Annotated in this window: 20 protein-coding genes; 15 read left to right on the plus strand and 5 right to left on the minus strand. The window is 37.6% G+C overall.

The annotated features are described in order from the left end of the window. Nucleotides 1-144 precede the first annotated feature (144 nt). Nucleotides 145-1,614 carry an N-acetylglucosamine-specific PTS transporter subunit IIBC gene (nagE, locus tag GMB29_RS04485; RefSeq protein WP_136353805.1) on the plus strand — a complete coding sequence of 490 codons (1,470 nt, stop codon included), beginning with the start codon at nucleotides 145-147 and terminating at the stop codon, nucleotides 1,612-1,614. Nucleotides 1,615-1,775: 161 nt separating this feature from the next. Beyond that, nucleotides 1,776-2,501, plus strand: coding sequence for a GntR family transcriptional regulator (locus GMB29_RS04490; RefSeq protein ID WP_136353923.1), 726 nt, complete (start codon nucleotides 1,776-1,778; stop codon nucleotides 2,499-2,501). 110 nt (nucleotides 2,502-2,611) lie between these two features. On the opposite strand, the gene GMB29_RS04495 is transcribed toward GMB29_RS04490, so the two are convergent. Then, entirely contained in the window at nucleotides 2,612-3,352 is a 741-nt protein-coding gene (locus GMB29_RS04495; protein WP_136353807.1) for an SIS domain-containing protein, read from the minus strand. Nucleotides 3,353-3,508: 156 nt separating this feature from the next. On the opposite strand from GMB29_RS04495, the gene GMB29_RS04500 reads away from it, so the two are divergent. The 6 genes from GMB29_RS04500 to aceA all read left to right on the plus strand — a co-directional run bounded on the left by GMB29_RS04500 (nucleotide 3,509) and on the right by aceA (nucleotide 9,694). Continuing rightward, on the plus strand, nucleotides 3,509-4,060 hold the full coding sequence (locus tag GMB29_RS04500; protein ID WP_136353809.1) for a helix-turn-helix domain-containing protein: 552 nt from the start codon (nucleotides 3,509-3,511) through the stop codon (nucleotides 4,058-4,060). A 32-nt stretch (nucleotides 4,061-4,092) separates the two neighbouring features. Continuing rightward, nucleotides 4,093-4,818, plus strand: coding sequence for an AzlC family ABC transporter permease (locus GMB29_RS04505; protein ID WP_136353811.1), 726 nt, complete (start codon nucleotides 4,093-4,095; stop codon nucleotides 4,816-4,818). Beyond that, a complete protein-coding gene (locus GMB29_RS04510; RefSeq protein ID WP_136353813.1) occupies nucleotides 4,811-5,119 on the plus strand; it encodes an AzlD domain-containing protein in 309 nt (102 codons plus the stop codon). The genes GMB29_RS04505 and GMB29_RS04510 overlap by 8 nt, the downstream gene beginning before the upstream one ends. Before the next feature lie 115 nt (nucleotides 5,120-5,234). Beyond that, a complete protein-coding gene (locus tag GMB29_RS04515; RefSeq protein ID WP_136353815.1) occupies nucleotides 5,235-6,506 on the plus strand; it encodes a M48 family metallopeptidase in 1,272 nt (423 codons plus the stop codon). A 209-nt stretch (nucleotides 6,507-6,715) separates the two neighbouring features. Continuing rightward, nucleotides 6,716-8,305 carry a malate synthase A gene (gene aceB, locus GMB29_RS04520; protein WP_136353817.1) on the plus strand — a complete coding sequence of 530 codons (1,590 nt, stop codon included), beginning with the start codon at nucleotides 6,716-6,718 and terminating at the stop codon, nucleotides 8,303-8,305. 108 nt (nucleotides 8,306-8,413) lie between these two features. Beyond that, nucleotides 8,414-9,694 carry an isocitrate lyase gene (gene aceA, locus GMB29_RS04525; protein ID WP_136353819.1) on the plus strand — a complete coding sequence of 427 codons (1,281 nt, stop codon included), beginning with the start codon at nucleotides 8,414-8,416 and terminating at the stop codon, nucleotides 9,692-9,694. A gap of 74 nt (nucleotides 9,695-9,768) precedes the next feature. Here aceA and GMB29_RS04530 read toward each other — a convergent pair whose 3' ends face one another. Beyond that, nucleotides 9,769-10,383, minus strand: a complete 615-nt coding sequence (locus GMB29_RS04530; protein ID WP_136353821.1) for a YflT domain-containing protein — start codon at nucleotides 10,381-10,383, stop codon at nucleotides 9,769-9,771. A gap of 352 nt (nucleotides 10,384-10,735) precedes the next feature. Next, nucleotides 10,736-10,972, minus strand: a complete 237-nt coding sequence (locus GMB29_RS04535) for an IDEAL domain-containing protein (protein WP_136353823.1) — start codon at nucleotides 10,970-10,972, stop codon at nucleotides 10,736-10,738. Between the two features lie 525 nt (nucleotides 10,973-11,497). Here GMB29_RS04535 and GMB29_RS04540 point away from each other — a divergent pair. After that, on the plus strand, nucleotides 11,498-12,067 hold the full coding sequence (locus GMB29_RS04540; RefSeq protein ID WP_136353825.1) for a competence protein ComK: 570 nt from the start codon (nucleotides 11,498-11,500) through the stop codon (nucleotides 12,065-12,067). 94 nt (nucleotides 12,068-12,161) lie between these two features. Here GMB29_RS04540 and GMB29_RS04545 read toward each other — a convergent pair whose 3' ends face one another. Next, nucleotides 12,162-12,521 (minus strand): YhjD family protein, encoded by a 360-nt coding sequence (locus GMB29_RS04545; protein ID WP_136353827.1) that lies wholly within the window; start codon nucleotides 12,519-12,521, stop codon nucleotides 12,162-12,164. 163 nt (nucleotides 12,522-12,684) lie between these two features. On the opposite strand from GMB29_RS04545, the gene GMB29_RS04550 reads away from it, so the two are divergent. The 6 genes from GMB29_RS04550 (at nucleotide 12,685) to GMB29_RS04575 (ending at nucleotide 26,182) form a co-directional block, all read left to right on the plus strand. Next, the gene (locus GMB29_RS04550; protein WP_136353829.1) at nucleotides 12,685-13,302 is read left to right on the plus strand and encodes a TVP38/TMEM64 family protein; all 618 of its coding nucleotides are present in this window, start codon (nucleotides 12,685-12,687) and stop codon (nucleotides 13,300-13,302) included. 17 nt (nucleotides 13,303-13,319) lie between these two features. Further along, nucleotides 13,320-13,826, plus strand: a complete 507-nt coding sequence (gene lepB, locus GMB29_RS04555) for a signal peptidase I (protein WP_136353831.1) — start codon at nucleotides 13,320-13,322, stop codon at nucleotides 13,824-13,826. 370 nt (nucleotides 13,827-14,196) lie between these two features. Beyond that, nucleotides 14,197-17,685, plus strand: a complete 3,489-nt coding sequence (addB, locus tag GMB29_RS04560; RefSeq protein ID WP_136353832.1) for a helicase-exonuclease AddAB subunit AddB — start codon at nucleotides 14,197-14,199, stop codon at nucleotides 17,683-17,685. Then, entirely contained in the window at nucleotides 17,678-21,400 is a 3,723-nt protein-coding gene (gene addA, locus GMB29_RS04565; protein WP_136353834.1) for a helicase-exonuclease AddAB subunit AddA, read from the plus strand. Before addB ends, addA begins: the two co-directional genes overlap by 8 nt. Nucleotides 21,401-21,602: 202 nt before the next feature. Next, the gene (locus GMB29_RS04570) at nucleotides 21,603-22,784 is read left to right on the plus strand and encodes an exonuclease SbcCD subunit D (RefSeq protein ID WP_136353836.1); all 1,182 of its coding nucleotides are present in this window, start codon (nucleotides 21,603-21,605) and stop codon (nucleotides 22,782-22,784) included. After that, the gene (locus GMB29_RS04575; protein ID WP_136353838.1) at nucleotides 22,781-26,182 is read left to right on the plus strand and encodes an AAA family ATPase; all 3,402 of its coding nucleotides are present in this window, start codon (nucleotides 22,781-22,783) and stop codon (nucleotides 26,180-26,182) included. The genes GMB29_RS04570 and GMB29_RS04575 overlap by 4 nt, the downstream gene beginning before the upstream one ends. 307 nt (nucleotides 26,183-26,489) lie before the next feature. Here GMB29_RS04575 and GMB29_RS04580 read toward each other — a convergent pair whose 3' ends face one another. After that, nucleotides 26,490-26,708, minus strand: a complete 219-nt coding sequence (locus GMB29_RS04580; protein ID WP_136353840.1) for a spore germination protein — start codon at nucleotides 26,706-26,708, stop codon at nucleotides 26,490-26,492. Nucleotides 26,709-26,907 lie beyond the last annotated feature (199 nt).

Genomic DNA, 26,907 nt, shown 5'->3' on the forward strand with positions numbered 1-26,907 from the left:
CGATAAGGCTCACCGCTCGCTCTGTGGAAAGCGAGCAGCCTGTAACAAAAAATCAACGATTCTTTGCCCTTTGTTAAAAGCAACAAAGGTTACGAAAACAGCCTAATTAAAAAATCTTCAGAAAAAAGATGGGGGGAAATTAGTATGATGAAATATTTACAAAAAATTGGCCGTTCATTAATGTTACCTGTAGCCGTATTACCAGCCGCAGCTATATTGATGGGGATTGGTTATTGGATTGACCCAGCAGGATGGGGGGCAGGCAGCCCGCTTGCAGCTTTTTTAATCAAAGCTGGTTCTTCTGTTATTGACAATATGGCCATCCTATTTGCAGTAGGTGTAGCATTAGGGATGTCTAAAGATAAAGATGGCTCAGCAGCATTAAGCGGTTTGGTTGCTTTTCTAGTTGTCACAACGTTGCTATCTACAAATTCTGTTGCGATGCTTCAAGGTATTGACATAGAAAATGTGAACCCTGCCTTTGCAAAAATAGGAAATCAATTTATAGGGATTCTTTCAGGGATTGTTGCTTCAATTATGTATAACCGATTTAGTCATGTACAATTGCCAGCAGCGTTTTCTTTCTTTAGTGGAAAACGTCTTGTTCCAATCATGACGGCAATCTCAATGTTAATCGTATCAGCAATCTTATTCTTCGCATGGCCAGTGATCTTTACAGGTTTAGTAACATTTGGTACGTGGATTAGTAAATTGGAATTCATCGGGGCTGGATTGTATGGCTTCTTTAATCGACTATTAATTCCAACAGGCTTGCATCATGCGCTAAATTCAGTATTTTGGTTTGATGTAGCTGGTATTAATGATATAGGGAACTTCTGGGCTGGTACCGGTACAAAAGGAATCACAGGTATGTATCAAGCTGGATTCTTCCCTGTCATGATGTTTGGATTGCCAGCAGCAGCATTAGCTATGTACCATACAGCTAAAACGAAACGAAAAAAACAAGCTGCTTCGCTCTTATTAGCGGCAGGTTTTGCATCATTCTTTACAGGTGTTACGGAACCACTTGAATTCTCATTCATGTTCCTTGCACCAGCACTTTATGTTGTTCACGCAGCATTAACAGGAATTTCATTAGCAATTGCGGCATTTTTCCATTGGACTGCAGGATTTAGTTTTAGTGCCGGTTTAGTTGACTTTGTGTTAAGCTCAAGACTGCCACTTGCTAATCAGCCATTCATGCTATTATTACAAGGCCTTGTCTTTGCGGTTATCTATTATGTATTATTCCGCTTCTTAATTACGAAATTTAACTTAGCAACACCAGGAAGGGAAGAAGATACAGAAGAAGATACAGAAGAAGATAATGTGACAGATGAAACAGCGGGCACTGAAAAAGCTGATAATAAATTTGCGGCAATGGCTGAGAAAATCTATGATGGCTTAGGTGGAGACGCGAATGTTACATCTGTTGATAACTGTGTAACACGCTTAAGAATTGAAGTAAAAGATATGGATGTAGTCAATCAACAAAAAATCAAATCTACTGGTATTCCAGGAATAAATATTGTTGGTCCACAAAGCATTCAAGTGATTGTTGGTACACAAGTACAATTTGTTGCAGATGAAATCGAAAAAATTCGGAAAAGTTGAAATGACAAGCTGAAAACTACCTGATGACTTTCTCAGGTAGTTTTCATTTTATTGTAGATAAACACTAAAATCTATTAATTACAAATTGCTTTATGCATTTGTCAAAAAGTAGGGCTATTTATATAATGGCTTTAGCAATGAATTTGAAAGGAGCTCTTGATGTGATTGACAAAAAATCTCCACTGCCGTTGTATTATCAAGTGGAAGAACATATAAAGCAAACGATACAATCTGAAGAACTCCAGCCAGGAGATGCATTACCATCGGAGCGGGAACTCTCAGAAAATTTTCAAATAAGCAGAATGACTGTGAGGCAGGCAATTACGAACCTAGTTAATCAAGGTTTTCTATTTAGGGAAAAAGGTCGAGGAACATTTGTATCAAACCAAAAGTTTGAGCAAAATTTACAAGGCCTTACAAGTTTTACAGAAGATATGAAAGCTCGCCAATTAGTACCGGGAACGAAATTATTACATTTTGAGATTTTTCCGGTAGAAAAGGATATTCAAGAAAGGCTATCTCTGGGAGAAGGCGAACTCATTTATAAAATTAAAAGACTTCGCTTAGCTAATGAAGAACCGATTGCCCTCGAAACAAGTTATTTACCAGTAAAACTTATCCCTGGACTAACGCCGGATATTTTAGAGAAATCGTTGTATTCCTATATTGAGGACGAACTTCAATTAAAAATAGGTCATGCAACTCAAACCGTTGAAGCCGCATTGATTAGTGATGAAGATAGTAAGCAATTACAAGTGAAAAAAGGTGTCCCTGTTCTCCTCATCCAGCGTGAAACATTTTTAGAAAATGGCACACCGCTGGAACTTGTAAGGTCTTCCTATCGAGCGGATAAATATAAGTTTAAAATTGATATTGAAAGAAAGTAAGAAAAGCTCTGCCTCTGATACAGGTAGAGCTTTTTTGTTTTACCAGAAATTATTTCATTGATTAGAAAAACGAACGAAGGCTTACACGCTTGGTCCGTTTTTGAAAAGAATTAAACTTCTTTTTTTAGCAACTCAATACGTGCACAATATTTCTCAATTAATGCATGATTATGTTCATCTGCTCCTTCAATATTTCCGCTTAAAAAAATTGGCGGCTTAACGCCGTTATCAACTATTTTTTTAATTGCTTCAGCCATGATACCATTTAAAATGGCAGCACCAGTGATCGTGGAAGTCGGTGTAAAAGGTACATCAACATGTTGATAAGTAAGAATGGCATCACCTTTTACAGCAAAGTTATTGATTGCAAGATCGACAACATGTGCAAGTCGCTTTTCACTTTTGTGTCTTGAAGGCTGATCTTCATAGTCAAATGAACAAATTCCGATGACGAATGCCCCTTTTTCCTTTGCTAGTAAGGCAACATCAATTGGCACTGGATTAACACCTGAGGTTGAGATAACGATTACGACATCATTTGGCTTAATATCTTGTTGTTCCATAAATGTTAATGCATAGTCATTTTGTCTTTCTAATTGCGAAGATTTTACCGCCCCTTGATGAAGCATTAGTGGCTCGATTAAAATCGGCTTAATTGCTGCTAGTCCACCTGCACGATAAAAAACCTCTTCTGAAAGCATATGTGAATGGCCACAACCAAACAATTGAATAATACCGCCGTTTTGGATGCACTCTGATATCTTCGTTGCTGCTCTATTCATTGAATCTGCTTCAGTTTGGATAACCTGCTTTAATTTTTCCTCGATCTTCTGAAAATAAGTTGTTAACACATTGTTCACCTCGAAAGTTTATATCTATAACAAATTTACCGTAAATGTAATGGTGAAAGAAAGCCATTATATATAATGTATAGTAAATTGATGGTTGTTTGTTATTTTATACAAATGTATACTATATTATACAACGTCGGAACAATGGGAGAAAGAATGAAATCAATTCAAACACAAATAGCTGAAAATCTAAAGAATATTCGAAAACTTAGAGGATATAGTTATGATCAACTTGCTGGTCTAACAGGAGTCAGCAAGGGGATGCTTTCACAAATTGAAAAAGGGGAATCAAGTCCAACAGTTAATACATTATGGAAGATAGCGAATGGTCTGCAAGTTTCTTTTTCTTCGTTAGTGGAGGAAAAAAAACCGACAGTTTCTGTTGTTCGTCTTAATAAGAAGGCTGCAGTTCCGGAAAGTAATGAACTGTATCAAGTATATCCGTATTTTCCGTTTGATGCTTCCAAAAAGTTTGAGATTTATTACATAGAATTATTACAAGGATGTGTTCACAAGTCTGAACGTCATCATGGAAGTGTTGAAGAGTATGTTCTTGTGTGTGACGGTGAGGCAACGATTACAATACATGGAGAAGAATATATATTGAAAAAAGGGGATTCCATGCGCTTTCAAGCCGATCACATACATACTTATGCGAATCATACAGACAAAACCACAAGCTGTTATTTACTGATCTACTATTCATAGTAGACAAAATCGTGAAAAGGAGGGGCAGAAAATTGGCGACAACAACGTTTATAAAAAAGCAATCTAGTTTTCTTCAAGGTTTACAAGCTGGGATCAGTATTGCAATCGGTTATATACCAGTTGCTCTAACTTTTGGGCTGCTTTCAAAATCTTCCGGTTTAGGATTAGCAGAAACAGTACTGATGAGTTTAATTGTATTTGCGGGTGCTGCTCAATATATTTCTTTAAGTTTACTAGCAGTAGGTACAGGAATTATTGAAATTATTTTTACGACATTTATAGTGAATATCCGTCATTTTTTACTGTCAGCATCAATTAGCGAAAAAGTTGAAGATGATTCAATATGGAAAAAAATGCTCTATTCATTTGGCTTAACTGATGAGACATTTACAGTTGCATCAACAAAAGAAGGAACAGTTTCGACAGGATATATGATGGGGCTGATGTTCATATCGTATGCAAGCTGGGTTGTGAATTCAGGTATCGGCTTTGTAATCGGATCAAGCCTTCCTGCAACCGTTCAAGAAAGTATGGGTATCGCCTTATACGCGATGTTTGTCGGATTATTAATACCTTCAATGAAAAAACACCGCAAGGTTTTATATTTAGCAGTAGCAGGTGCTATTATTAATTCGCTCTTTTATGCCTCACAAATCATCTCAACGGGCTGGTCAATCGTATTATCAACATTGGTATCAGCGGTCATTGTGGAAATGTTTTATATAAAATATGCAAATGAGGAGAACCAGCATGGATAAGACGATATTGTTAATGATCATTGGGATGGGGCTTGTTACATATATACCACGGATGATTCCGCTTGTTGCATTAAGTCAATTAAATTTACTGGGATTTGTCCAAAATGTTCTTAAGAATGTTCCGTATGCAACATTGGGTGCGTTAATTGTACCAGGAATTTTCCTCTTCAGTGATAATCTTATGTTTACTATTGTCGGTGCAATTGCTGCTTTTTCCATTGCGTTTACTGGTGCAAATGTTATTGTGGTTGTAATGGGTTCAATTGGCACGCTTGTTTTGTATAGTATGTTTTTTTCGTAGAATAGGCATCTGATGAAGGTACATGAATGATCAAAAAACCCTTCCTTTGCTGTTCTAATTAAATAAGCACCAAACTACACTAGATATAAGAGCTTGTTCAAGGGGGGATGGCTAGTTGAGGAAATGGTTGACAGGATCAATTTTACTGTATTTTATATACGGATTATTTGTTTATTGGTATTTATTTGTCTTTTCTAAAACAGGTATACCGGCGTCTTTTGAGGGAACTTCTGCAGATCCGGCAACATTTATGTCTGGACGCGAGCTGATTTTATCACAGGATTATTCCACGATAAAAAACTTTCTTTACTTTGTAACGGTACCTTTTGAATGGTTTTTATTATTTGTTTTTCTCATTACGGGTATGTCTAGGAAAATGCAGGAATGGTCGAATGCAACTTCAAAATTTTTCAGCTTGCAATCTGCTGTTTACTTTTTTTGGTTGTCTTTATATGTAACCGTGTTGTCTTTTCCTGTTGAATGGATAGGCTATCAAAAGTCGAAGGAATATAACATCACAACCCAATCCTTTTCATCATGGATGAAGGACCAAGTGATTGATTTTTGGGTGAATTATGCATTAATGACCGTTATCGTAATTGTCGTATATTGGCTGATAAGACGATTTGAAAAAAGATGGTGGCTGTATGCATGGCTGCTTTCGATACCATTTTCGTTGTTTCTAATGTTTGTTCAACCAGTGGTAATTGATCCTCTATACAATGACTTTTATCCATTACAAAACAAAGAACTTGAAGAGAAAATTTTAGCTATTGCTGATAAGGCAGATATACCTGCAGAACATGTTTATGAAGTGAATATGTCTGAAAAAACAAATGCATTGAATGCATACGTAACAGGAATAGGTTCCAATTCAAGAATTGTCCTTTGGGATACGACTTTAAATAGACTAAATGAAGACGAAATCTTGTTTATCATGGCTCATGAAATGGGGCATTATGTGATGAACCATATTTATGTTGGAATTGCCGGCTATTTGCTTTTAAGCTTGTTTGGATTATTCTTTATTCATCTTTTAATGAAAATGGTGATTAGACGTTACGGAACACTTTTAAAAATTCATTCAATTAAAGAGTTAACGGCCTTTCCATTATTTTTAATCTTATTAGGAATGCTAACATTTGTTTCAAGTCCTTTATCAAATACGGTTTCGAGATACCAAGAAAAGTCTGCTGATATATATGCAATTGAAATGACAAATGACCATGAAGCAGCGGTACGTTCATTTCAAGAACTGTCAAAGGCTGGACTTAGTCAAGTAAATCCGCCTGCATTAGTAAAAATTTTCCGATATACGCATCCGACAATGTTTGAACGGATTCTCTATTTAGAGGAGCATGGCGATAAAAATTCAAATCATGAATAACAACTGTAGTATAACAAGAAGGGATCTAGTGAATAAAACTAGGTTCCTTTTTTTCTTTTAAGTCTTTTTACAATCGTTAAAAAGCTTGTCAAAAATTTTTTTTGAATTTTTTAAAGAAAATAGTTCCATTTTTTGATCATCTGTTATATATTAATTTCAGAAACAAATATCTGTATTATAACAATAAAAGGTGAGGTGTTCTTTCAAAGATGGCAACAAAAATGACAGGTTGTAAAATTGTTGGAGAAATGAAGGAAGAATTTCAACATGTACTAACATCTGAGGCGTTGCAATTTATTGAAAAACTTGAAAGAAACTTTGGTACAAGAAGACGTGAATTATTACAACTAAGAGATAAAAGACAAAGGGAGATCGACAACGGCAAGCTTCCGGGTTTTTTACCTGAAACAAAACACATACGTAATGGGGCTTGGACAGTGGCGTCCATACCGAATGATTTACAAGACCGACGTGTTGAAATCACTGGACCAGTTGATCGCAAAATGGTTATCAATGCATTAAACTCTGGTGCAAAAGTTTTTATGGCTGATTTTGAGGATGCAACTTCACCTAGTTGGCAAAACATGATAAAAGGTCAGATTAATTTACGTGATGCTGTGCACAGAACCATTTCGCTTGAAAATGAAAACGGTAAAACATATCAGTTAGGGGATGAAGTTGCTACTTTAAAGGTGAGACCAAGAGGTTGGCATCTTGAAGAAAAGAATATTGAGCTTGATGGAATAAGGGTTTCTGCTAGTTTAGTAGACTTTGGATTATACTTTTTCCATAATGCGAAGGAATTAATAAAAAGAGGAAGCGGTCCATACTTTTACTTACCGAAATTGGAAAGTCATCTTGAAGCAAGGCTGTGGAATGATGTGTTCTGTTTTGCACAGGATGAATTATTCATTCCAAGAGGAACGATTAAAGCAACTGTTTTAATTGAAACCATCATGGCAGCTTTTGAAATGGACGAAATTTTATATGAATTAAAAGAGCATTCAGCAGGGTTAAACTGTGGCCGCTGGGATTATATTTTTAGCTATTTAAAGAAACTACGTAACTGTGAATCTGCTATTCTGCCAGATCGTGCACAAGTGACCATGACTGTTGGCTTTATGAGAGCCTATTCCCTTCTGGCGATCAAAACGTGTCACAAGCGGAACGCACATGCAATGGGAGGAATGGCTGCACAAATCCCTGTAAAAAACAATCCTGAAGCGAATGAACGTGCATTTGCTAAAGTACGTGCTGATAAAGAAAGAGAAGCAACAGATGGACATGACGGTACATGGGTGGCACATCCAGCACTTGTTAAAGTTGCCATGGATGTATTTGATGAACATATGAAAACAGCAAATCAAGTTTATCGTAAACGGGAGGATGTGAAGGTGACAGCAGAAGATTTATTAGAAGTACCAGATGGAACGATAACAGAAGAAGGGGTTAGAACAAATATCGATGTTGGCATTCGGTACATTGCATCATGGCTAAGCGGCAGGGGGGCTGCACCAATTCATAATCTAATGGAAGATGCTGCAACAGCTGAAATTTCAAGAGCGCAAATCTGGCAATGGATCCGGCATCCAAAAGGTATTTTAGAAGATGGACGGAAGCTGACCTTTACCCTATACGAGCAGTTAAAAAAGGAAGAAGTGTGTAAGATTAGGCAGGAAGTAGGGATTGATAAGTTTAGTAGCGGTAAATATTTTGAAGCTATTCAAGTATTTGATGATCTTATAAAAAATGAGCAGTTTGTTGATTTTTTAACTTTACCAAGCTATGAAAAACTGTAACTGTTTTTCTTGAAAAAGGGATGTTATCGTCTTTTAACCGAGTTTTCATATTGAAATAGATATATATTTTGAATAAACAATGAAATTTTTCATAATGGGGGAATGGAAATGAACGGTCAAAGAATGGAAGCTTTACAAAATAGCTGGGAACTTGATAAACGCTGGGAAGGCATTATTCGTCCATATACCGCAGAAGAGGTTATTCGCTTAAGAGGTTCGATTGATATTGAACACACACTTGCTAGACGTGGTGCTGAGAAATTATGGAACTATCTTCATACTGAGGATTACATTCATGCATTAGGTGCTTTAACTGGAAACCAGGCGGTTCAACAAATAAAAGCTGGCTTAAAAGCAATTTACTTAAGTGGCTGGCAGGTTGCAGCAGATGCAAACCTTTCTGGAAATATGTATCCTGATCAAAGCTTATACCCGGCTAACAGTGTTCCACATGTAGTAAAACGTATTAACCAAGCACTTCAACGTGCTGACCAGATTCAACATCTTGAAGGTGAGGGAGATATCGATTGGTTTGCACCAATTGTTGCAGACGCAGAAGCAGGTTTCGGTGGTCAGCTAAATGTATTTGAACTAATGAAGTCAATGATTGAATCAGGTGCTGCAGGTGTTCATTTTGAGGATCAATTATCATCTGAGAAAAAATGCGGACATTTAGGCGGAAAGGTATTATTGCCTACACAAACAGCTGTGAAAAATCTCATCTCAGCTCGATTAGCAGCTGATGTGATGGGAACACCTACCATTATTATTGCTCGTACAGATGCGGATGCAGCAGATTTAATCACAAGTGATGTTGATCCTGCTGATCATGAATTTATAACAGGTGAGCGTACAATAGAAGGGTTTTACCGTACTAAAGCTGGTATTGATCAAGCAATTTCAAGGGGACTTTCATATGCTCCATATGCTGATCTTATTTGGTGTGAAACATCTGAACCAAACCTTGAGCAAGCACAAAAATTTGCTGATGCAATCCATGAAAAATTCCCAGGAAAATTATTAGCATACAACTGTTCGCCTTCTTTCAACTGGAAGAAAAAGCTTGATGATCATACGATTGCTGCCTTCCAAAAAGAAATTGCAAAAATGGGCTACAAATTCCAATTTGTCACACTTGCAGGGTTTCATGCGCTAAACCATAGCATGTTTGAACTTGCACGAGGCTATCGTGACCGAGGGATGGCAGCTTATTCTGAGCTTCAACAAGAGGAATTTGCAAGTGAAGTTTTTGGGTACACGGCAACTAGGCATCAACGTGAGGTTGGTACAGGATATTTTGATGAAGTGGCACAGACTATTTCTGGTGGGACTTCGTCGACGACTGCTTTGAAGGGATCTACTGAGGCGGAGCAGTTTACGGAGGCTTGATTAACAAGTAGGCGCGAAAGGAGTCCTTCAAAAAGAAGGACTCCTTTCATATCATCTTTTTTTAGTATGATCACTTACCATTTCCTATCTATGCTTGTCCCTGTATTCACTCGATTATCAGGATTATTTAGGGAAACATCACGATCCTCATACATATCGGCATCCTTTGGACGAATGTTGCTTCCGTTAATTGGAGTTGAATCTATTTCTCGTGAAATATTTTGTCCTCTATCCTTTACAAAGTCACCTCTATTTTCAACAAGTACTAGGATCTTACCATCTCTTACAGATTCATCGTACATTTTTGCTTCATCCTCTGGAATTCCCATGCCGATTAGAGCTCCGGATAACCCGCCAATTCCAGCTCCAGCGACAATTCCTGTTAAGGCTGCACCAATTGGTCCCATTGCTACAATCGGTCCGACACCAGGAATAGCAAGAGCCGAAACTCCAGCCAATAATCCGCCTATGCCTCCAAGTGTACCGCCTGCTACTGCACCAGTTGCTGCACCCTCACCAGCCTTTGTACCTGTCTCATCTGTAATCGCATCGACATCATCTCGATTTTTACTAATGACGGAGATGTCCTCTGAATTGTAACCTTGTTTTTGCAGATCCTCTATAGCTAAAATCGCTTCTTGTTCTGTATCATATACTCCCACAACGTTTTTAGTAATTTGGTTGTCCATTTATTATCTCCTCCTAATTTGTATGATCGAACTTATTCAACTATGTACCCGCAGGAGAGAATCTTAAACTTTCCTTTTATCTTCAGGTAGTAAAAACAACTTCAATTTCACGATGGAAGAGATTCACAGGGAAATAGATGGGAGATAACTTGCCTGTAAAGATCAGGCTGAAGGATAGGACGTCTAAGTCTGGCGAAAGCCAAAGGGGGTTTTTAGCGTGATAAGTCTCGCTGCGAATCTGTGGGGGATAAAGAAAACCTACACTAGGTAGTAATTAACCTCGCGTTTTTGAGACATTCAGAAGAATTTAATAATGATGAAACAAAAATAAAGACCGCCATAGGGGCGGCCTTTATCCTAATTTACGTAAAACCTTGTATTCTTTTGATAAACTCATAAATAATGATCTGTTCTTTGTGTCAAGTGCATCATCAATGCGTTCTTCAAGCAATGCTTTGTTCCTGATAAACAGCGCCTCATCAATAATCATTTGAATATACATGTCTAATACAGGATGCTCAGATGGAACGTTTTTCATTGTGTTTCGGGACTTCATGATCTCAGTGTAAGAAGATTTTTTATTTTTCATTAAAGATCACCCCTGATGCCTTTTTTATATTGTATGGAATTAATGAGAAGAAATCAACTAAATAGTAAGAATTTTTAAAAATTTAATAGGAATAATTTTTTTTGTATGTAAGGTATGAATGTGATATATAGAATAGGACTCGAAACGGCTCAGCACAAACATGCTTTCCAAGTTAACATGTAGAACTGTCAGATGGTTATCCTGCATTTCTTGTGCATGATAAAATGTATGCGAACCAATGATTTGGGGATACTGTTAGAAAGGGTGTGAAATGATGACGAAAGATAGGGAAGTTGAGATCTCTCCGACTGCTTTAAATCCACTTGTTGGCATAGAGATCTTAGATGAAAAAAATGAATCTATGGATGTTACGGAACAGATTTTTGAAAAATGACTTCTTTACAAACATGTAAAGAAGTCATTTTTTTATTGATTTTTTGTAAATATTATAGAAATTCTAGGAAGTACATGCTAGATTGTGAATGGTATATATTACCTACTAATATCGTATGAGGAGTGAAGAAATTGAACTCAATTAAGAATTATGTCGACAACTACATTATCAATCGTTTTACAATGGCTATCTTACCCGATTCTAGTAATATGTATTCTCAAATCCTTGAATATGAAGATGATCTGATTGTACAAAAGCGTCCAATAGAGATCATTGATGATAGTTGCCGATATTTTGGAAGCAGCTATGTAGGGAGAAAAGAAGGGACTAAAGACCTTATACGTGTCACCCATAAATCACCAATTGTGATTGACCCAGCAAATTCAATTTATTTTTTCCCCACTACATCCTCGACAAGACCTAATTGTATTTGGGTTTCACATGACTATGTTAAAGAATATTCAAGAGCAGAACATGATAACACAATGATCACATTTAAAAATGGTAAACAAATCACGATTCCTATTTCACAAGGTTCTTTTGAAAAACAGCTTTTTCGAACTTCGTATCTTTCAACGATTATTTCTTCACGAATTGAACAAGAGCAACGAAAATTAAACATGCTTCTCTTTCCGAATGGTGAGAAAGAGGTTAATACACTCTATGATCATATCATTAGGGAAATTACTCGCAAATTATAATGTTTTTCCATGAAGGTTTCAGCGGAGACACCTTCATACTAGAGAAGGTGTCTTTAGTCTGTTATGATGACCATTTTATGACATGTACATGATTCTATTTTTGTGGCTTGAATAAATAATCTTCCATTAGTTCAGATACTTTGTTACGTATTCTTGGATTAAAATAATTATGTTTTTCTTCATAGCCGTTATAGAGGAAAGAATATAAGGTGAATGCTTCATCACGCTCTACCTCATGAACTTTTATGTTTCGTTTATGCAGCTCTTTTCTAACTGCAGCTAGATCATTTTGTACTAATCTTAATGATTCCTCAACAATTGCTAAGTATGGACGATGTAATTTAAATGGACTTTTTTGAATGATAGATAGATCGCGATTAAAGATTGTAACGGCCATTGGTAAATAGATGGATTGTTCAATCATTTCACGAATATCTTTCGGTATCCTAGTCAAAGAAATACCCCCTTAAAACAGAACGTTTGTTCTATTTCATCATACATGATCTAAAAAAATTTCGCAAGTCTCCATCCCTTTAATATTGGATACTGGATAGGGTTTCAAATTATGTGTTAAATATGTAAAATAGATACCAAAGGATTAGATTGAGGAGCATAATATGAACCCGGAGACACTACAGGAATTTTTTACTTTAGAGCATTTAATGCAGTTATTTGAATCGTACCGTTCGCTAGGTCCTTTTTTTGCCATCTTATTACCATTGATAGAATCATTTCTCCCATTTTTGCCACTTGTTGTATTCATTGTCGCGAATGTAAATTCCTTCGGACTTTGGCTGGGATTTTTTTTATCTTGGATTGGGGCTTGTTCAGGTGCTATTATTGTATTTATCATTATGAGAAAGTTAGGGAAGTGGAGATTTTTTAGACGTTTGCAAGAGAAAAAGGCAATAAAAAAGTTATTAACTTGGATTGAGCGCAGAGGGTTTAGCCCGTTATTTCTCATTTTATGTTTTCCATTTACACCTTCCGCTGCGATTAATGTTGTTGCCGGGATGTCGAGAATAAATGTTTGGCAATTTATCTTAGCGGTCTTATCAGGTAAGTTTGTTATGATTTTTATGGTTAGTTTTATTGGTCAAGATATACAAGCTCTATTCACACAACCGATTAGATCCATTATTGTCGGACTTGTCATCTTTTTATTATGGATTGTTGGCAAACAAGTTGAAAAACGTTTAAATATGTCATCAACTGTAAAAAATAGAGGTCGCTAAATGTTGTAGGAGGGTTTATGAAAAAACGGCGAATTGCTTTTACAACTGTAGGTGTTTGTTTAGTAGCTATTTTATTGAAAAACCTGATTTTTGTTGAATATAAAGTAGAAGGTGTATCAATGCAGCCGACGTATGAGGAAGGACGTCTGCTATCTATTAATAAGTTGGGAGTGTATTTTACTCCGTTAAAGAGGTTCGATATTGTTGTTTTCTATCCACCGAACAGTGATGAGATTTATGTAAAGAGAGTGATTGGTCTACCAGGTGATGAAATCCATTACAAGGATGATCAGCTTTATGTCAATAACAAGGCAGTTAACGAACCATTTTTACCTTTAAAGGACAATTCTAATGTTACTAAACTAACAGGAAACTTCACACTTGAAGAAATTACAAATGATATTAAAATTCCAAAAGGATATATCTTTGTCATTGGAGATAATCGTCTTCAAAGCAGGGATAGCCGTCATTTTGGTTTAGTGAAAATGGATGATGTAATTGGGACTGCCGGTGATCGAAAATAATGCTAACTCACAATAGAATTAACTTCTCGGAAAGAAGAAGTTATTGTCTTATGGGTTAGCATTTTTTATTCAAATGAAAGCTTTCTTGGATACAAAGCAGGGAGCGTTAAATGGAATTTACTTAAAAAGTAAAGTAAAATATAAGAGATAGATAAAAACAAAATAAGTCATGTTTTACCACACTGTTTAGTTGTGGTATTTATTTTTTAAAAGGAATGAGGATATAGTTCTTTGTACTTAGCTTTCATGGGCAGTGAACGTCACACTCTTTGTATGCTAAGGCAACATCTATATGGAGTTCTCCAGTTTATACATTGCTGAACTGGCTCTTGCCTTTTTCTTAAATATTAATTGATAGCGGGGAATAAGCATGAGCATTCAATTTATTCTAGGCCGCTCAGGGAGCGGTAAAACAGAAACAATCTTAAATGAAATAAGAATGAAGTTATTTGAAGAACCAATGGGTCGTCCAATTATCTATCTTGTTCCTGATCAGATGACTTTTGGAGCAGAGTATGAATTAATAAAAACGCCTAATTTAGGCGGGATGATTCGTGCCCAAACCTTTAGTTTTAGTCGTTTAGCATGGAGAATTCTCCAGGAAACCGGCGGAATGACACGTCATCATCTTTCAAGCACAGGAATTCAAATGATGTTAAGAAAGCTAGTTGAACAATATAAACAGGAATTTAAAGTATTCACAAAGGCTAGTGATAAGAATGGGTTTATTGAACAGCTGGAAGTGATGTTAACTGAATTTAAACGATATTGTCTCACACCGCAAGAACTTGAGAATTACTTAACAAGTGCCAATACTGATCAAGATAAAAAATCATTAACAGATAAGCTGCATGATATGGCTTTATTATATAAACAGCTAGAAATTCAACTTAGTGAAAAATATGTAGATTCAGAGGATTATTTACGCTTGCTTTCAGAGAAAGTGCAAGATTCTGACTATTTGCGCTCTGCAGATCTTTATATTGATGGATTTCATAGTTTTACACCACAGGAGTATGAAGTTGTATCAGCATTGATGAAGCATGCTGCGAATGTGAAAATTTCTCTCACAGCTGACAAGCCATATGAAGAGCATTTGCCTCATGAGCTGCACCTATTTCAAATGACAGGTAAAACATACAATAAACTACACAAGCTTGCCCTCGAAGAAGGAATGGAAGTAGACGAACCGCTGTTATTGAGGGAACAGCATCGTTATCATCATCCCTCTTTAAAACATGTAGAAAAATGTTTCGATACTCGGCCAACAAGTGTGTTTGAGGATCATCCGAATGTGACGATTTTTCAAGCTGCAAATCGCCGCTCAGAGGTGGAAGGGATTGCGCGGCAAATCCACAAATTAATAAGACAGGAACAGTATCGTTATCGTGATATTGCACTGCTTATTCGGAATTCAAACGACTATCGTGATGTCATTGAACAAGTGTTTCGTGATTATGAGATTCCTTTTTTCATAGATCAAAAACGTTCTATGCTTAACCATCCCTTAGTTGAGCTCATTCGCTCTACGTTAGAAATCATTAATGGTCATTGGCGATATGAAGCTGTTTTTCGCGCAATAAAAACAGAGTTACTTTTTCCTTTCGAAGTGAATAAAGAAACAATGCGTGAGGAAATGGATCTTTTAGAAAACTATGTTCTTTCTTATGGGATTCAAGGGTCAAGGTGGACAAAGGATGAACGTTTCCGTTATCGCCGCTTTTATACACTTGAGGATGACTTTGTTGTAACAGATGAAGAAAAGCAAATGGAAGAAAAACTGAACAAGCTTCGAGACATTGTTGTTAAACCAATTACAACATTGCAAAAAAGACTAAAACGAAGCAAAACAGGACAAGCACTTGCCGAGGCGCTTTATCTTTATTTAGAAGATTTACAGATACCAGAAAAAATGGAAAGTCTACGTATGAATGCCGAAGAAAAGGGCTTCCTGTTAGAAGCGAGAGAGCATGATCAAGCTTGGCAGGCTGTTATTAGTCTCTTAGATGAATTTGTTGAAATGCTAAAAGATGAACAAGTGTCCATAAAACTATTTGCAGAGATTCTTGAAACAGGGCTCGAATCAATGAAGTTTTCTCTCGTGCCGCCTGCCATTGATCAAGTTTTAATAGCAGATCTTGAGAGATCGAGATTTTTCCATATTAAATGCTCTTTCATTTTAGGAGCGAATGATGGCGTTCTTCCTGCAAGACCGAAAGAGGAAGGTATATTAACTGAGGATGATCGAGAGGCTTTACACTATCAAGGAATCGATCTTGCTCCATCTGCAAGACAGCAGCTCCTTGATGAAAACTTCATTATTTATATGGGGTTATCAAGTCCATCTGAAAAGCTCTATTTATCCTATCCAATGGCAGATGAAGAAGGAAAATCCTTGCTTCCATCTGTTATTGTGAAACGTATTGAAGAGATGTTTCCAACGATTGAAAAGCGTCGACTTCTTAATGAGCCTGAAGTTCTATCTTTAGAAGAACAGCTTTTATTTATAGTAAATAAAAATGTGACGTTATCATATGTCACCTCACAGCTTCAATCATGGAAGCGAGGATATCCAATTCTCCCAATTTGGTGGGATGCCTATAACCATTTTGTTACATCTGAAAATCAGACATTAACGAAAAGAGTGTTAAGCAGCTTATCTTATGAAAACAAGCCAGAACAACTGGAAACATCAATAAGCCGCGAATTGTATGGTGAACATATCCAAGGAAGCGTGTCGCGCATGGAGCAGTTTACTAGCTGCCCATTCTCACATTTTGCTACACACGGATTAAAGCTAAGAGAAAGACAATTCTTTAAGCTGGAAGCTCCAGATATCGGTCAAATGTTTCACTCATCCCTCAAACTTATTTCCGACCGATTACAAGAGCTTAACAAAGATTGGAAGGAACTGACAAAGGAGCAATGTGAACGGCTTGCAAATGATGCGGTTGAAAAGCTTGCACCACGCCTCCAAAGGGAGATTTTGCTTAGCTCGAATCGTTATCATTATATAAAAAGAAAGTTACAAAAAATCCTTGCTCGCGCTTCAAAAATTTTAAGTGATCATGCGAAGGCTAGCGGCTTTGCACCCATTGGCTTAGAGCTTGGTTTTGGAAAAGGCGGCGAACTTCCGCCTATTCGCTTCACCCTGCCAAATGGCTGTACGATGGAGGTAGCAGGTCGAATTGACCGAGTGGACAAAGCAACAGGCTCAAATGGAGTACTCCTGAGAATAGTTGATTATAAATCAAGTGATAAAAATGTTCAGTTATCAGAAGTTTACTACGGTTTGGCCCTGCAAATGCTTACTTACTTGGATGTCATCATATCTAATTCAAGTAAATGGTTAGGTGTAGAAGCTACTCCAGCAGGTGTTTTATATTTTCATGTTCATGATCCAATGATACAGGCAAATACACTGTTATCGGAGGAGAAGCTTGATGATGAAATTTTTAAGAAGTTTAAAATGAAAGGACTATTGCTTGGTGATGAGGAAGCAGTCCGTTTAATGGATAACAATTTAAGCGAAGGCAGTACGTCAAACATTATTGCTGCGGGTTTGAAAAAAGAAGGTGGATTTCGTTCCACTTCATCAATAGCAAGTAAAGATGAGTTTGATCTATTAAGAAATCACGTTCGTTCAACATTTAAAAAGATCGGAACGGATATCACGGACGGAATTATTGATATTAGTCCTTATAAGTTAAAGGACAAAATGCCATGTACATTCTGTGAATATAAATCTGTCTGCCAATTTGATGAATCCTTATCGGAAAATCAATATCGCATATTAAAAAGTGAAAAAAATGATGATGTATTAAAAAGAATGAGAGAGGAGGGGAAAGGCAATGAGTGAGATGACTTCAAAGCCCGAAAATAGCCAATGGACAGATGATCAGTGGAAGGCAATTGTCTCAAGCGGACAGCATATTTTAGTTGCAGCAGCAGCTGGATCTGGAAAAACAGCCGTATTAGTAGAACGAATTATTCGAAAAATTATTTCCAAAGAAAATCCAGTTGATGTTGATGCACTGCTTGTTGTGACATTTACAAACGCCTCTGCAGCTGAAATGCGAAGCCGTATTGGGGAAGCACTGGAAAAAGCATTAAAGGAAAACCCATCCTCCCTCCATTTACGCAGACAGCTAACATTATTAAACAAGGCGTCCATTTCAACACTTCATTCGTTCTGTTTGCAAGTTGTGAGAAAATATTATTATTTGATTAACATTGATCCAAGTTTTCGCATCGCGGATCAGACAGAAGGTCAATTACTGATTGATGAAGTGCTTGATGAGATGTTTGAGGAAGAGTATAGCCAGGAGGGTAACGAGGACTTTTTCGACCTTGTTGATCGCTACACATCTGACCGAAATGATGTTGAATTGCAAACATTAATCCGCGAGCTTTACTTTTTTTCACGCTCACATCCGAAACCAGCTGTTTGGCTGGACCAGCTCACAGCCAAGTATGATCTTAGTGAAGAAACAAAAGTTGAATCTTTGCCATTTGTCCAATATTTATTGGAGGATATTGCTATGCAGCTAGAAGGAGCAAAGGAACAGCTTTTGCAAGCAATGGAAATCACCAAACTTCCCGGTGGGCCAGCACCGCGAGCGGCCAACCTAGATGATGACTTGAAACAAGTTTCAGAGCTTTTAAGAGTAAAGCATTCATGGGAGCAGCTAAGTGAGCAAATCAAGACGTTTAAACCTTCAAGAGCAAAGATTGTCAAAGGTGATCAGTATGATAAATTCTTAACAGATCAAGTAACATCATTGCGTAAAGCAGCAAAGGATCAAATTGATAAGCTGCGAGATGACATGTTTTCACGATCTCTTACCAATTACTTGTTAGACTTCGAGCATTTAAAACCAGTAGTGACAAAGCTTGTATCTCTTGTCAAACAATTTGCAGACCGCTACGAAGGAATGAAAAAAGAAAAAGGGATTGTTGACTTCGCCGATTTAGAACATTATTGCTTACAAATTCTCCAGCCAGCGGAAAATGAACCGAGTGAAGCAGCATTGTATTATAAACAGCAATTTGCTGAAGTTTTAGTCGATGAGTATCAGGATACAAATCTTGTTCAAGAATCGATTTTAAAGCTTGTCACAAAAGATGAGGAAGCTTCAGGGAATTTATTTATGGTTGGTGACGTGAAACAGTCGATCTATCGATTCCGCTTGGCAGAACCGTTTCTATTCTTAAGCAAGTACAAGCGTTTTACCCAAACAGCTGACAGCACGGGAATGCGAATTGATTTGTCAAAAAACTTCCGAAGTCGTGCAGAAGTACTCGATGGAACGAATTATTTATTTAAGCAAATCATGGGCGAGAAGGTCGGAGAAATTGTTTATGATCATGATGCAGAGTTAAAGCTTGGTGCAACATATCCTGAAAATGAGTTGATGAGTACGGAGCTGCTGCTAATTGAACGCGGCGGAAATGATGAAGACACAGAACAGGGTGTGGAATCTGGTTTATTTGATGAACAAGAACTAGAAACCGTTCAGCTTGAAGCTAGATTAATGGCAAAAAAGATTAAATTACTTATCGATCAACAATTCCAAGTTTATGATCGTAACATCGGAGGAACTCGTCCTATCACATATCGCGATGTCGTCATTCTCCTCCGCTCAATGCCATGGGCACCACAAATTATGGAAGAGTTTAAACAGGCGGGAATTCCTGTATATGCAAATCTTTCTAATGGATATTTCGAAGCGACAGAAGTAGCGATTATGCTATCTGTATTAAAAGTAATTGATAATCCATTTCAGGACATCCCATTAGCCTCTGTGCTTAGGTCACCTGTCGTTGGTTTGAATGCAAATGAGTTAGCACTTATTCGTACATTTGATAAAAAGGGAACCTATTATGACGCTTTGAAGGCATTTTTAGCAAAAGGTTCATTGATGAACCAAAATTTATTTGAAAAATTGAATAGCTTTGTTGAGCTTTTACAAGAATGGCGTGATAGAGCAAGGCAAGGAGCCGTTTCCGACTTAATATGGCAGCTTTACCGTGATACAAAGTTTTTTGATTTTGTAGGTGGAATGCCAGGGGGAAAACAGCGTCAAGCAAATTTACGTGCCTTTTATGACCGCGCCCGCCAATATGAAGCGACATCGTTTAGAGGTCTCTTTCGATTTTTACGGTTTATTGAACGAATGCAAGAGCGTGGTGATGACCTCGGTGCAGCTCGTGCGCTTGGGGAGCAAGAAGATGTCGTACGGCTAATGACGATTCATAGCAGTAAAGGCCTTGAGTTTCCAATTGTTTTTGTTGCGGGGCTTTCAAAGCAATTTAATATGATGGATCTTAATAAAAAATATTTACTTGATAAGGAATTAGGATTTGGAACAAAATTGATCAATCCTAAATTACGTGTAAGCTATCCAACGCTGCCTTATATTGCTTTAAAAAAGAAAATGCGGATGGAACTTCTCGCTGAAGAGATGCGGGTGTTGTACGTTGCGTTAACGAGAGCAAAGGAAAAGCTTTTTTTACTCGGCACTTTAAAGAGTCCTGATAAGAAGTTAGCCGATTGGCGTAATCAGCTTTCCCATTCAGAGTGGCTGTTACCAGATTTCGAACGGGCAAAGGCGAAAAGCTACCTAGATTGGATTGGACCGGCCTTAGTTCGCCACCGTGACAGTGTTGCACTTAGTGAAGGGCAACATTGTTTCAATGAAGAGCTTTCACAGCATCCGTCAAAATGGACAATTGAAATGGTGAAGAGCGAGGAATTAGTTGAAACATTTAAGGCTGAGCAAGAGTTAAATCAGGAACTGTTAACAGCAATTAGCCACGGGGAAATCGTTTCAATTGAAAGTGAACATAAACAACAAGTAAAAGATCAACTTACTTGGGATTATCCATACAGAGCAGCAACTCGGAACCGTTCAAAGCAATCAGTATCAGAATTAAAAAGACAACGGGAAGTTCAGGATGAATATAGTGATCAACAGTTGCTAAGAAGGCAGTCCTCACAAGGTTTTTTATATAACCGACCAAGTTTTATGCAAAGTAAGTCGGTTTCTGCAGCGGAGCGTGGAACAGCTATGCATACGGTCATGCAGCATATGAAGCTGGATGGTCCGGTTACAAAAGACGATGTGGCAGCAAAAATTCAGGAGCTAGTTGCTAAAGAGATCCTTTCAAAAGAATTAGCTGAAGTGATTAATAGTGAGCAAATCGTTGAATTTTTCGAATCAAGAATAGGGCAAAGACTACTAGGTGCTAAACAGGTTTATCGTGAAGTTCCATTTAGTTATGCCCTGCAAGCAGAGAAGTTATATGACGATATGGTGGATGAACCGATTTTAGTACAAGGTGTCATTGACTGTTTATTTGAAGATGAAGAAGGCACCGTTTTATTAGATTATAAAACAGATACAATCCAAGATCGTTTTCCAAAGGGAATTGAAGAAGCGGAACAAATCTTAAAAGACCGTTATCGTGTTCAAATTGCTTTATATACAAAAGCAATTGAAGACATTATCCATCGACCACTTAATGAAAAATATTTATTTTTCTTTGACGGCGGCTATTTAATTGACATGTAGGAAGATGACGGAACCCTCTTGGTTAACTTTTCAATATATGTAAATTTTTGCTGACTACTTTTAAATACCGTTGTTTTCATTTTTAGAATCGCTGCTTTCAATCAAGCACTGGTACTCCATATTTGTTTAGTAAAAACAGGCTTGTTGTGAATGATATCAGTTGCAACAAGCCTAGATACTGTCTGAAAGGAAGTTATAACAAATGCGAATATTGCACACAGCTGACTGGCACCTAGGCAGATCGCTGGAAGGGCGAAGTCGTTTAGCAGAGCAAGCACAATTTATAGACGAGCTCGTTAAGATCGTTGAGGAAGAAAAAGTAGATGCCATTCTAATGGCTGGTGATGCATTTGATACGGTAAATCCACCTGCAGCTGCTGAGCAGTTGTTTTATGATGGACTATCGCGTTTATCTGATAAAGGGAAACGTCCGATCATTGTGATTGCTGGAAATCATGATAATCCAGATCGCTTGTCTGCAGCATCTCCTTTAGCTGGGAACCATTCAATTCATTTAATCGGTTATCCTAGCCATGAGGTTTTAAAAGTGAATGTTCCGCATGCACAGCAGCAGATGATCGTTGCAGCGCTTGCATACCCTTCAGAAGCTAGACTTGAGCAAGTACTGTCAGAAACACATGATGAAGTCCTTTTACGAAATAAATATGATGAAAGAATTCGCGAGCTTTTTTCAATCATGAGTAAGCAATTCCAACCAAATACTGTAAACATGGCTATGAGTCATATACATGTTGCAGGTGGAAGCACATCTGATTCAGAACGTCCAATTGAGGTTGGAGGAGCTTACACGGTTGCTGCAACAAGTATGCCGGAAGCGGCACAATATGTTGCATTAGGGCACTTACATCGCCCGCAAAACATAAAACGTGCAAGCACGTTAACAAGATATTCTGGTTCACCGCTTGCCTACAGCTTTTCCGAAATTGGCTATGCGAAGTCGGTCACTATTTTAGAGGCAGATCCAGGTCAGCCAGTTGAGATGAGAGAAATCCCGTTATCTTCAGGAAAACCGCTTGTTAAGTGGAAGGCAACTGAAGGAATAAGTCAGGTGCATAGTTGGTTAGAGGAAGGTAGAGATGCTTCCGCATGGATCGACCTAGAAATCCATTTAACTTCGACTCTATCAATTGAAGAAATCCATCGGTTGCGTAAATGGCATCCTGGCTTCATTCATATTCGCCCTGTTTTTCAAAAAGAGCTTGAGGTTGCTGCAACACGACAAGCTAATTTGCCTATTGATCAATTATTTTCACAGTTTTACGAAAAGCAAACAGGTGGGGCAAAACCTGAACCCGAGCTAGTGAAGCTTTTCTTAGAGCTAGTTCAACAGGATGATGATCTTGAAGGATGTGATGAGACATGAAACCGATCGAGTTAGCTGTTTCCGGATTGCATAGTTTCAGAGAAAAACAGATTATTAACTTTGATTCATTATGTGATGGTGGAATTTTCGGGATTTTTGGACCGACGGGCAGTGGAAAATCTTCCATTTTAGATGCGATGACACTTGCTTTGTATGGAAAAGTGGAACGAGCGATGAATAATACGTACGGAATACTAAATCATGCAGAAGATCAATTGACGGTGTCATTTACTTTTGAGCTTGAAAATGCATCTGGGAGGAAATGTTATACTGTTGAACGTGTTTTCAAACGAACAGATGAAATAAGAGTGAAAACAGCGATTTGTCGTTTAATCGAAGCTGGTGAGGAAAGGGTTGTTCTTGCAGATAAAGCAGTGGATGTAAATGAACAAGTTTATGGATTACTCGGCCTAACCATCGATGATTTTACCCGTGCAGTAGTGCTTCCACAAGGGAAATTTGCTGAATTTCTTTCATTAAAAGGTGCGGAAAGACGCCAAATGCTTCAGCGTTTATTTCATCTTGAACAATATGGCGATCAGTTAATGAAAAAATTGAAAAAAAGAGTCACATCAACAAAAATTAATCGTGACGAGCTTGATGCAGAGAAGAAAGGCTTAGGGGATGCTTCATCACAGGCTGTGAAGGATGCTGAAAATCGTCTGAAAGATGCAGAATTGCTTTTGAAAAAACGTCAGACAGAGCTAGAAACTGTTACAAAGGATCATGAAAAAAAGCAAGGAATCTGGCAACTTCAACAGCAAAAAGCGGAAATTGAAAAGGAAAAAGCTATACTAGCAGCAAAAGAAGATACGATCGACGACATACAAAATCAGCTGAAAAAGGCAGAAGAAGCTGAGTCACTGCGTCCATATGCTGAGGCTCTTCAAGCGCTGCAGCAAGAGCAAAAAGAAGCAGAAATTAATCTTGCCTCGGCAAAAAAACAGTATGTTGTCGTAAAGGAGCAGTATGAGACGATTAGTCGTTCATATGAAGAAATCCGTCAAAACAAAGCTACACAGGAGCCGATTTTAGTAGCAAAACGAGAAAAACTTCTACAATTGCAAAAAGTAGAGGAAGAGCTTCAATCTGATAAAAGCCAATTAAATAATCTACAGGAAAAAAGGCTTGAACTAAAAAAGCAGCAGGAAAGAAACAATACACAATTAGCAGAAGCAAAGAGTTTTGTTGAGAAAGCTAAATTTAAACAGCAAGCATTAAAGGATGAACAAAAAACCAAAACAGTAATGGCAAAAGATCGAGAACAAATTCGTGCTGCCTTAGAAGCAAAGCAGATGGTTATACAAATTCAGCAAAAAGTAAGGGAAGCAACAGAACAAGTTAATAAAAAAACAGCAGCCATTCAGCAAGAAAAACAAAAGGTAACTGTGTTAACGGAAAAAATAACCAAAGAAAAACTGCAACTTCAAGAACAATTTATTCGTCTAAACCAGCTTTATTTTCTAGCATCTGAAAGGGAACGGGAACATGCTGGATACATTCAAACGGTAAAGTATCAATTAGATGCCTTATTAGAGAAGGAAGAAAAAGCGAAAAGTCAAAAACTAGCGATTGAATTAGTTAAGCAGCTAAGTGATGGAGAGCCTTGTCCTGTATGTGGATCATGTAGTCATCCAAGCCCTATTCATATTGATCAAGTTGATAATGATGTTGCCAACAAGCAATCTGATGCAATAAAGGCAGAGCTTGAGCGTTTACAAAGCTTAAGTCAGGAAAGCCATGCCATTAAAATAAAGCTTGAAGGCCTTTCCCAACAATTAATGAATGATTTTTCATATCTTCATGAGCTTAAACAAATAAAAGAAGCACAAATTAACAAGGTGTTTTCAAACAATCAAGAGCTGCCAGTTGAAGAAGGATATAAGACATTTAAAGGTGAATTCAAAGCAATAACGCAAGATTTTCTGCAAATAAGAGCATCAATAGAAAAAATGATGAAACAAATTCGTGAGTTACAGCAGGAAGAAATGAGAAGAAATGATTTCATCAAGACGGCATCACAGGATGGGGATGAATGGATTCGGGTTCAGCAAGCAAATCAACAAAAATATGAGGAAGTGCGAACAGCCTATTCTGATCAATTTCCAACCATTCCACTTGAAAAGGTTGAACAGCTGCAAAAGGAAATTGTAGAAAAAGATGAAGCATTTGAACTATTAAATGAACGAATTCAAAAAAGCATTTCATTTATTGAAGAAAAAGAAGTGCTTGTAAAAGAACATGAGCATAAAAATCAGCAACTATCTGAACAAGAAATAAAATTACAAGCCTCAATCAAAAATCGGGAGGAGCTTATTAGTGAAAAGCAGGATAAGCTAAATGAAGTTGATTCAGAAAACCGAATAAGCTTACAAATTGAGGAAACAGAAGCACAATTAAAGCAATTAACTTCAAAAGAAAATGACATGTATCAAGCATGGCAACAGAAGTCTAGTCAGCTGCATCAGCTGCAAAGCGAGCTTGCTGCTTGTGAAAAATCCTTTGATCAAACATCACATAAACTCCAATTGGCTTATGAAAAATGGAAATCAGCATGTGAAGAGACTTCATTCAAAACGGTCGAGGAAACACTTGCTTCCATTTTATCTGCTGAGATCAAACAGGAAATGAAGACAAAAATAGAGGAATATACCGATAAAGTAAAACAGCTAACAACAGACCTGCGCCGTATTGAAGAAAAACTTTCAGGAAACCAGCTTTCATTAGAGGATTGGGAGCAAATTCAACAAATAAAAATGGAACTAAAAGAGCAGGTTGACGAAGCGGTTGCGAACAAAGGGGCAGCAGCAAATGCTCTTCAAGTTTTGTTAGAAAAGCATGAGCGTTTTATGGAAATAGAAAATCGGCAAAAAGATCTCGATGATATGATGCAAAAGCTTGAAAAACTCCAATCCGTTTTTAAAGGTAACAGCTTTGTTGAATATGTTGCAGAAGAACAGCTAGAACAAGTAAGCCGCGATGCGTCAGAACGGCTTAGTATGTTAACACGCGGTCGATATGCGATTGAGGTTGACTCTCAAGGCGGCTTTATCATGAGAGATGATGCAAATGGCGGGGTCAGAAGACCTGTTTCAACACTATCTGGTGGAGAAACCTTCTTAACATCACTTGCGTTAGCATTATCACTATCAACGCAAATTCAGCTTCGTGGAGAATATCCACTTCAATTCTTCTTCCTTGACGAAGGATTTGGAACACTTGACGTTGATCTGCTAGATACAGTTATCACAGCTCTTGAAAAGCTCCAAGCTCAAAACTTATCAGTAGGCGTCATAAGCCATGTCGGTGAACTTCGTGCAAGGTTGCCAAGAAAATTAATAGTTGAACCGGCCGAGCCTTCAGGAAAAGGCTCAACAGTTTATTTAGAATCTTTATAAGCTGTTTCGTAGGATGTCTATTTCAAGCTATTGTGTTTTCAGGTCTATCCAATTAAATGTGGGTAGGCTTTTTGTATTTTATAATTCTAATATTCCTATAAAAGACGAAAGTTGAAAAGAACGGAAAAGAAGGCCAAAACAAGATAAGAATGCAGATGAACAGTCTTTCATAAGTCTAATGTAAGGTATTTTTACAAAGAAAAAGCGCCCATCATCACTCACTCAGGGGATAATAAATACATGCTAAAGAGGAATGTCATGTATTTGACTGCCTGTTGTGATAATACGTGAAGGCGCTTTTTCATGTCTAATTGTTAGCCACCATATTTTGATCTGTAACATCAGGATCAATCATATTTGTGACGCTAATGCCATTATTAATAATATGAAAATCTCCTGTACTTCCCCCGCCAGAGCCTGAGGCTGTTTTTGACTGGCTTTTAGGAGATAGATAAAAGGAATCTCCGAAGTTAACCACTCCGCCACCAATACTATTAATCTTGATCGGACCTACAATTGCGGGCATATTAAAACATCCTTTTTAAATTCAATGGTACTTTACTTTATGCATCTGTTTTTTGGAATGTTCGTCTTTCACTTGAAAAGTGAAAAATATACTAAATGCGCAGTACCACCTCTAGCCTTTAGCCATAATAACTGCCAAAAATGCCTGACGATGGATTAGCAGGACGTCCATGTCAGGCAAAGGACACAGGATGAGTTAT

It is taken from the genome of Metabacillus sediminilitoris (assembly GCF_009720625.1).
In the GTDB taxonomy this organism is placed as follows: domain Bacteria; phylum Bacillota; class Bacilli; order Bacillales; family Bacillaceae; genus Metabacillus; species Metabacillus sediminilitoris.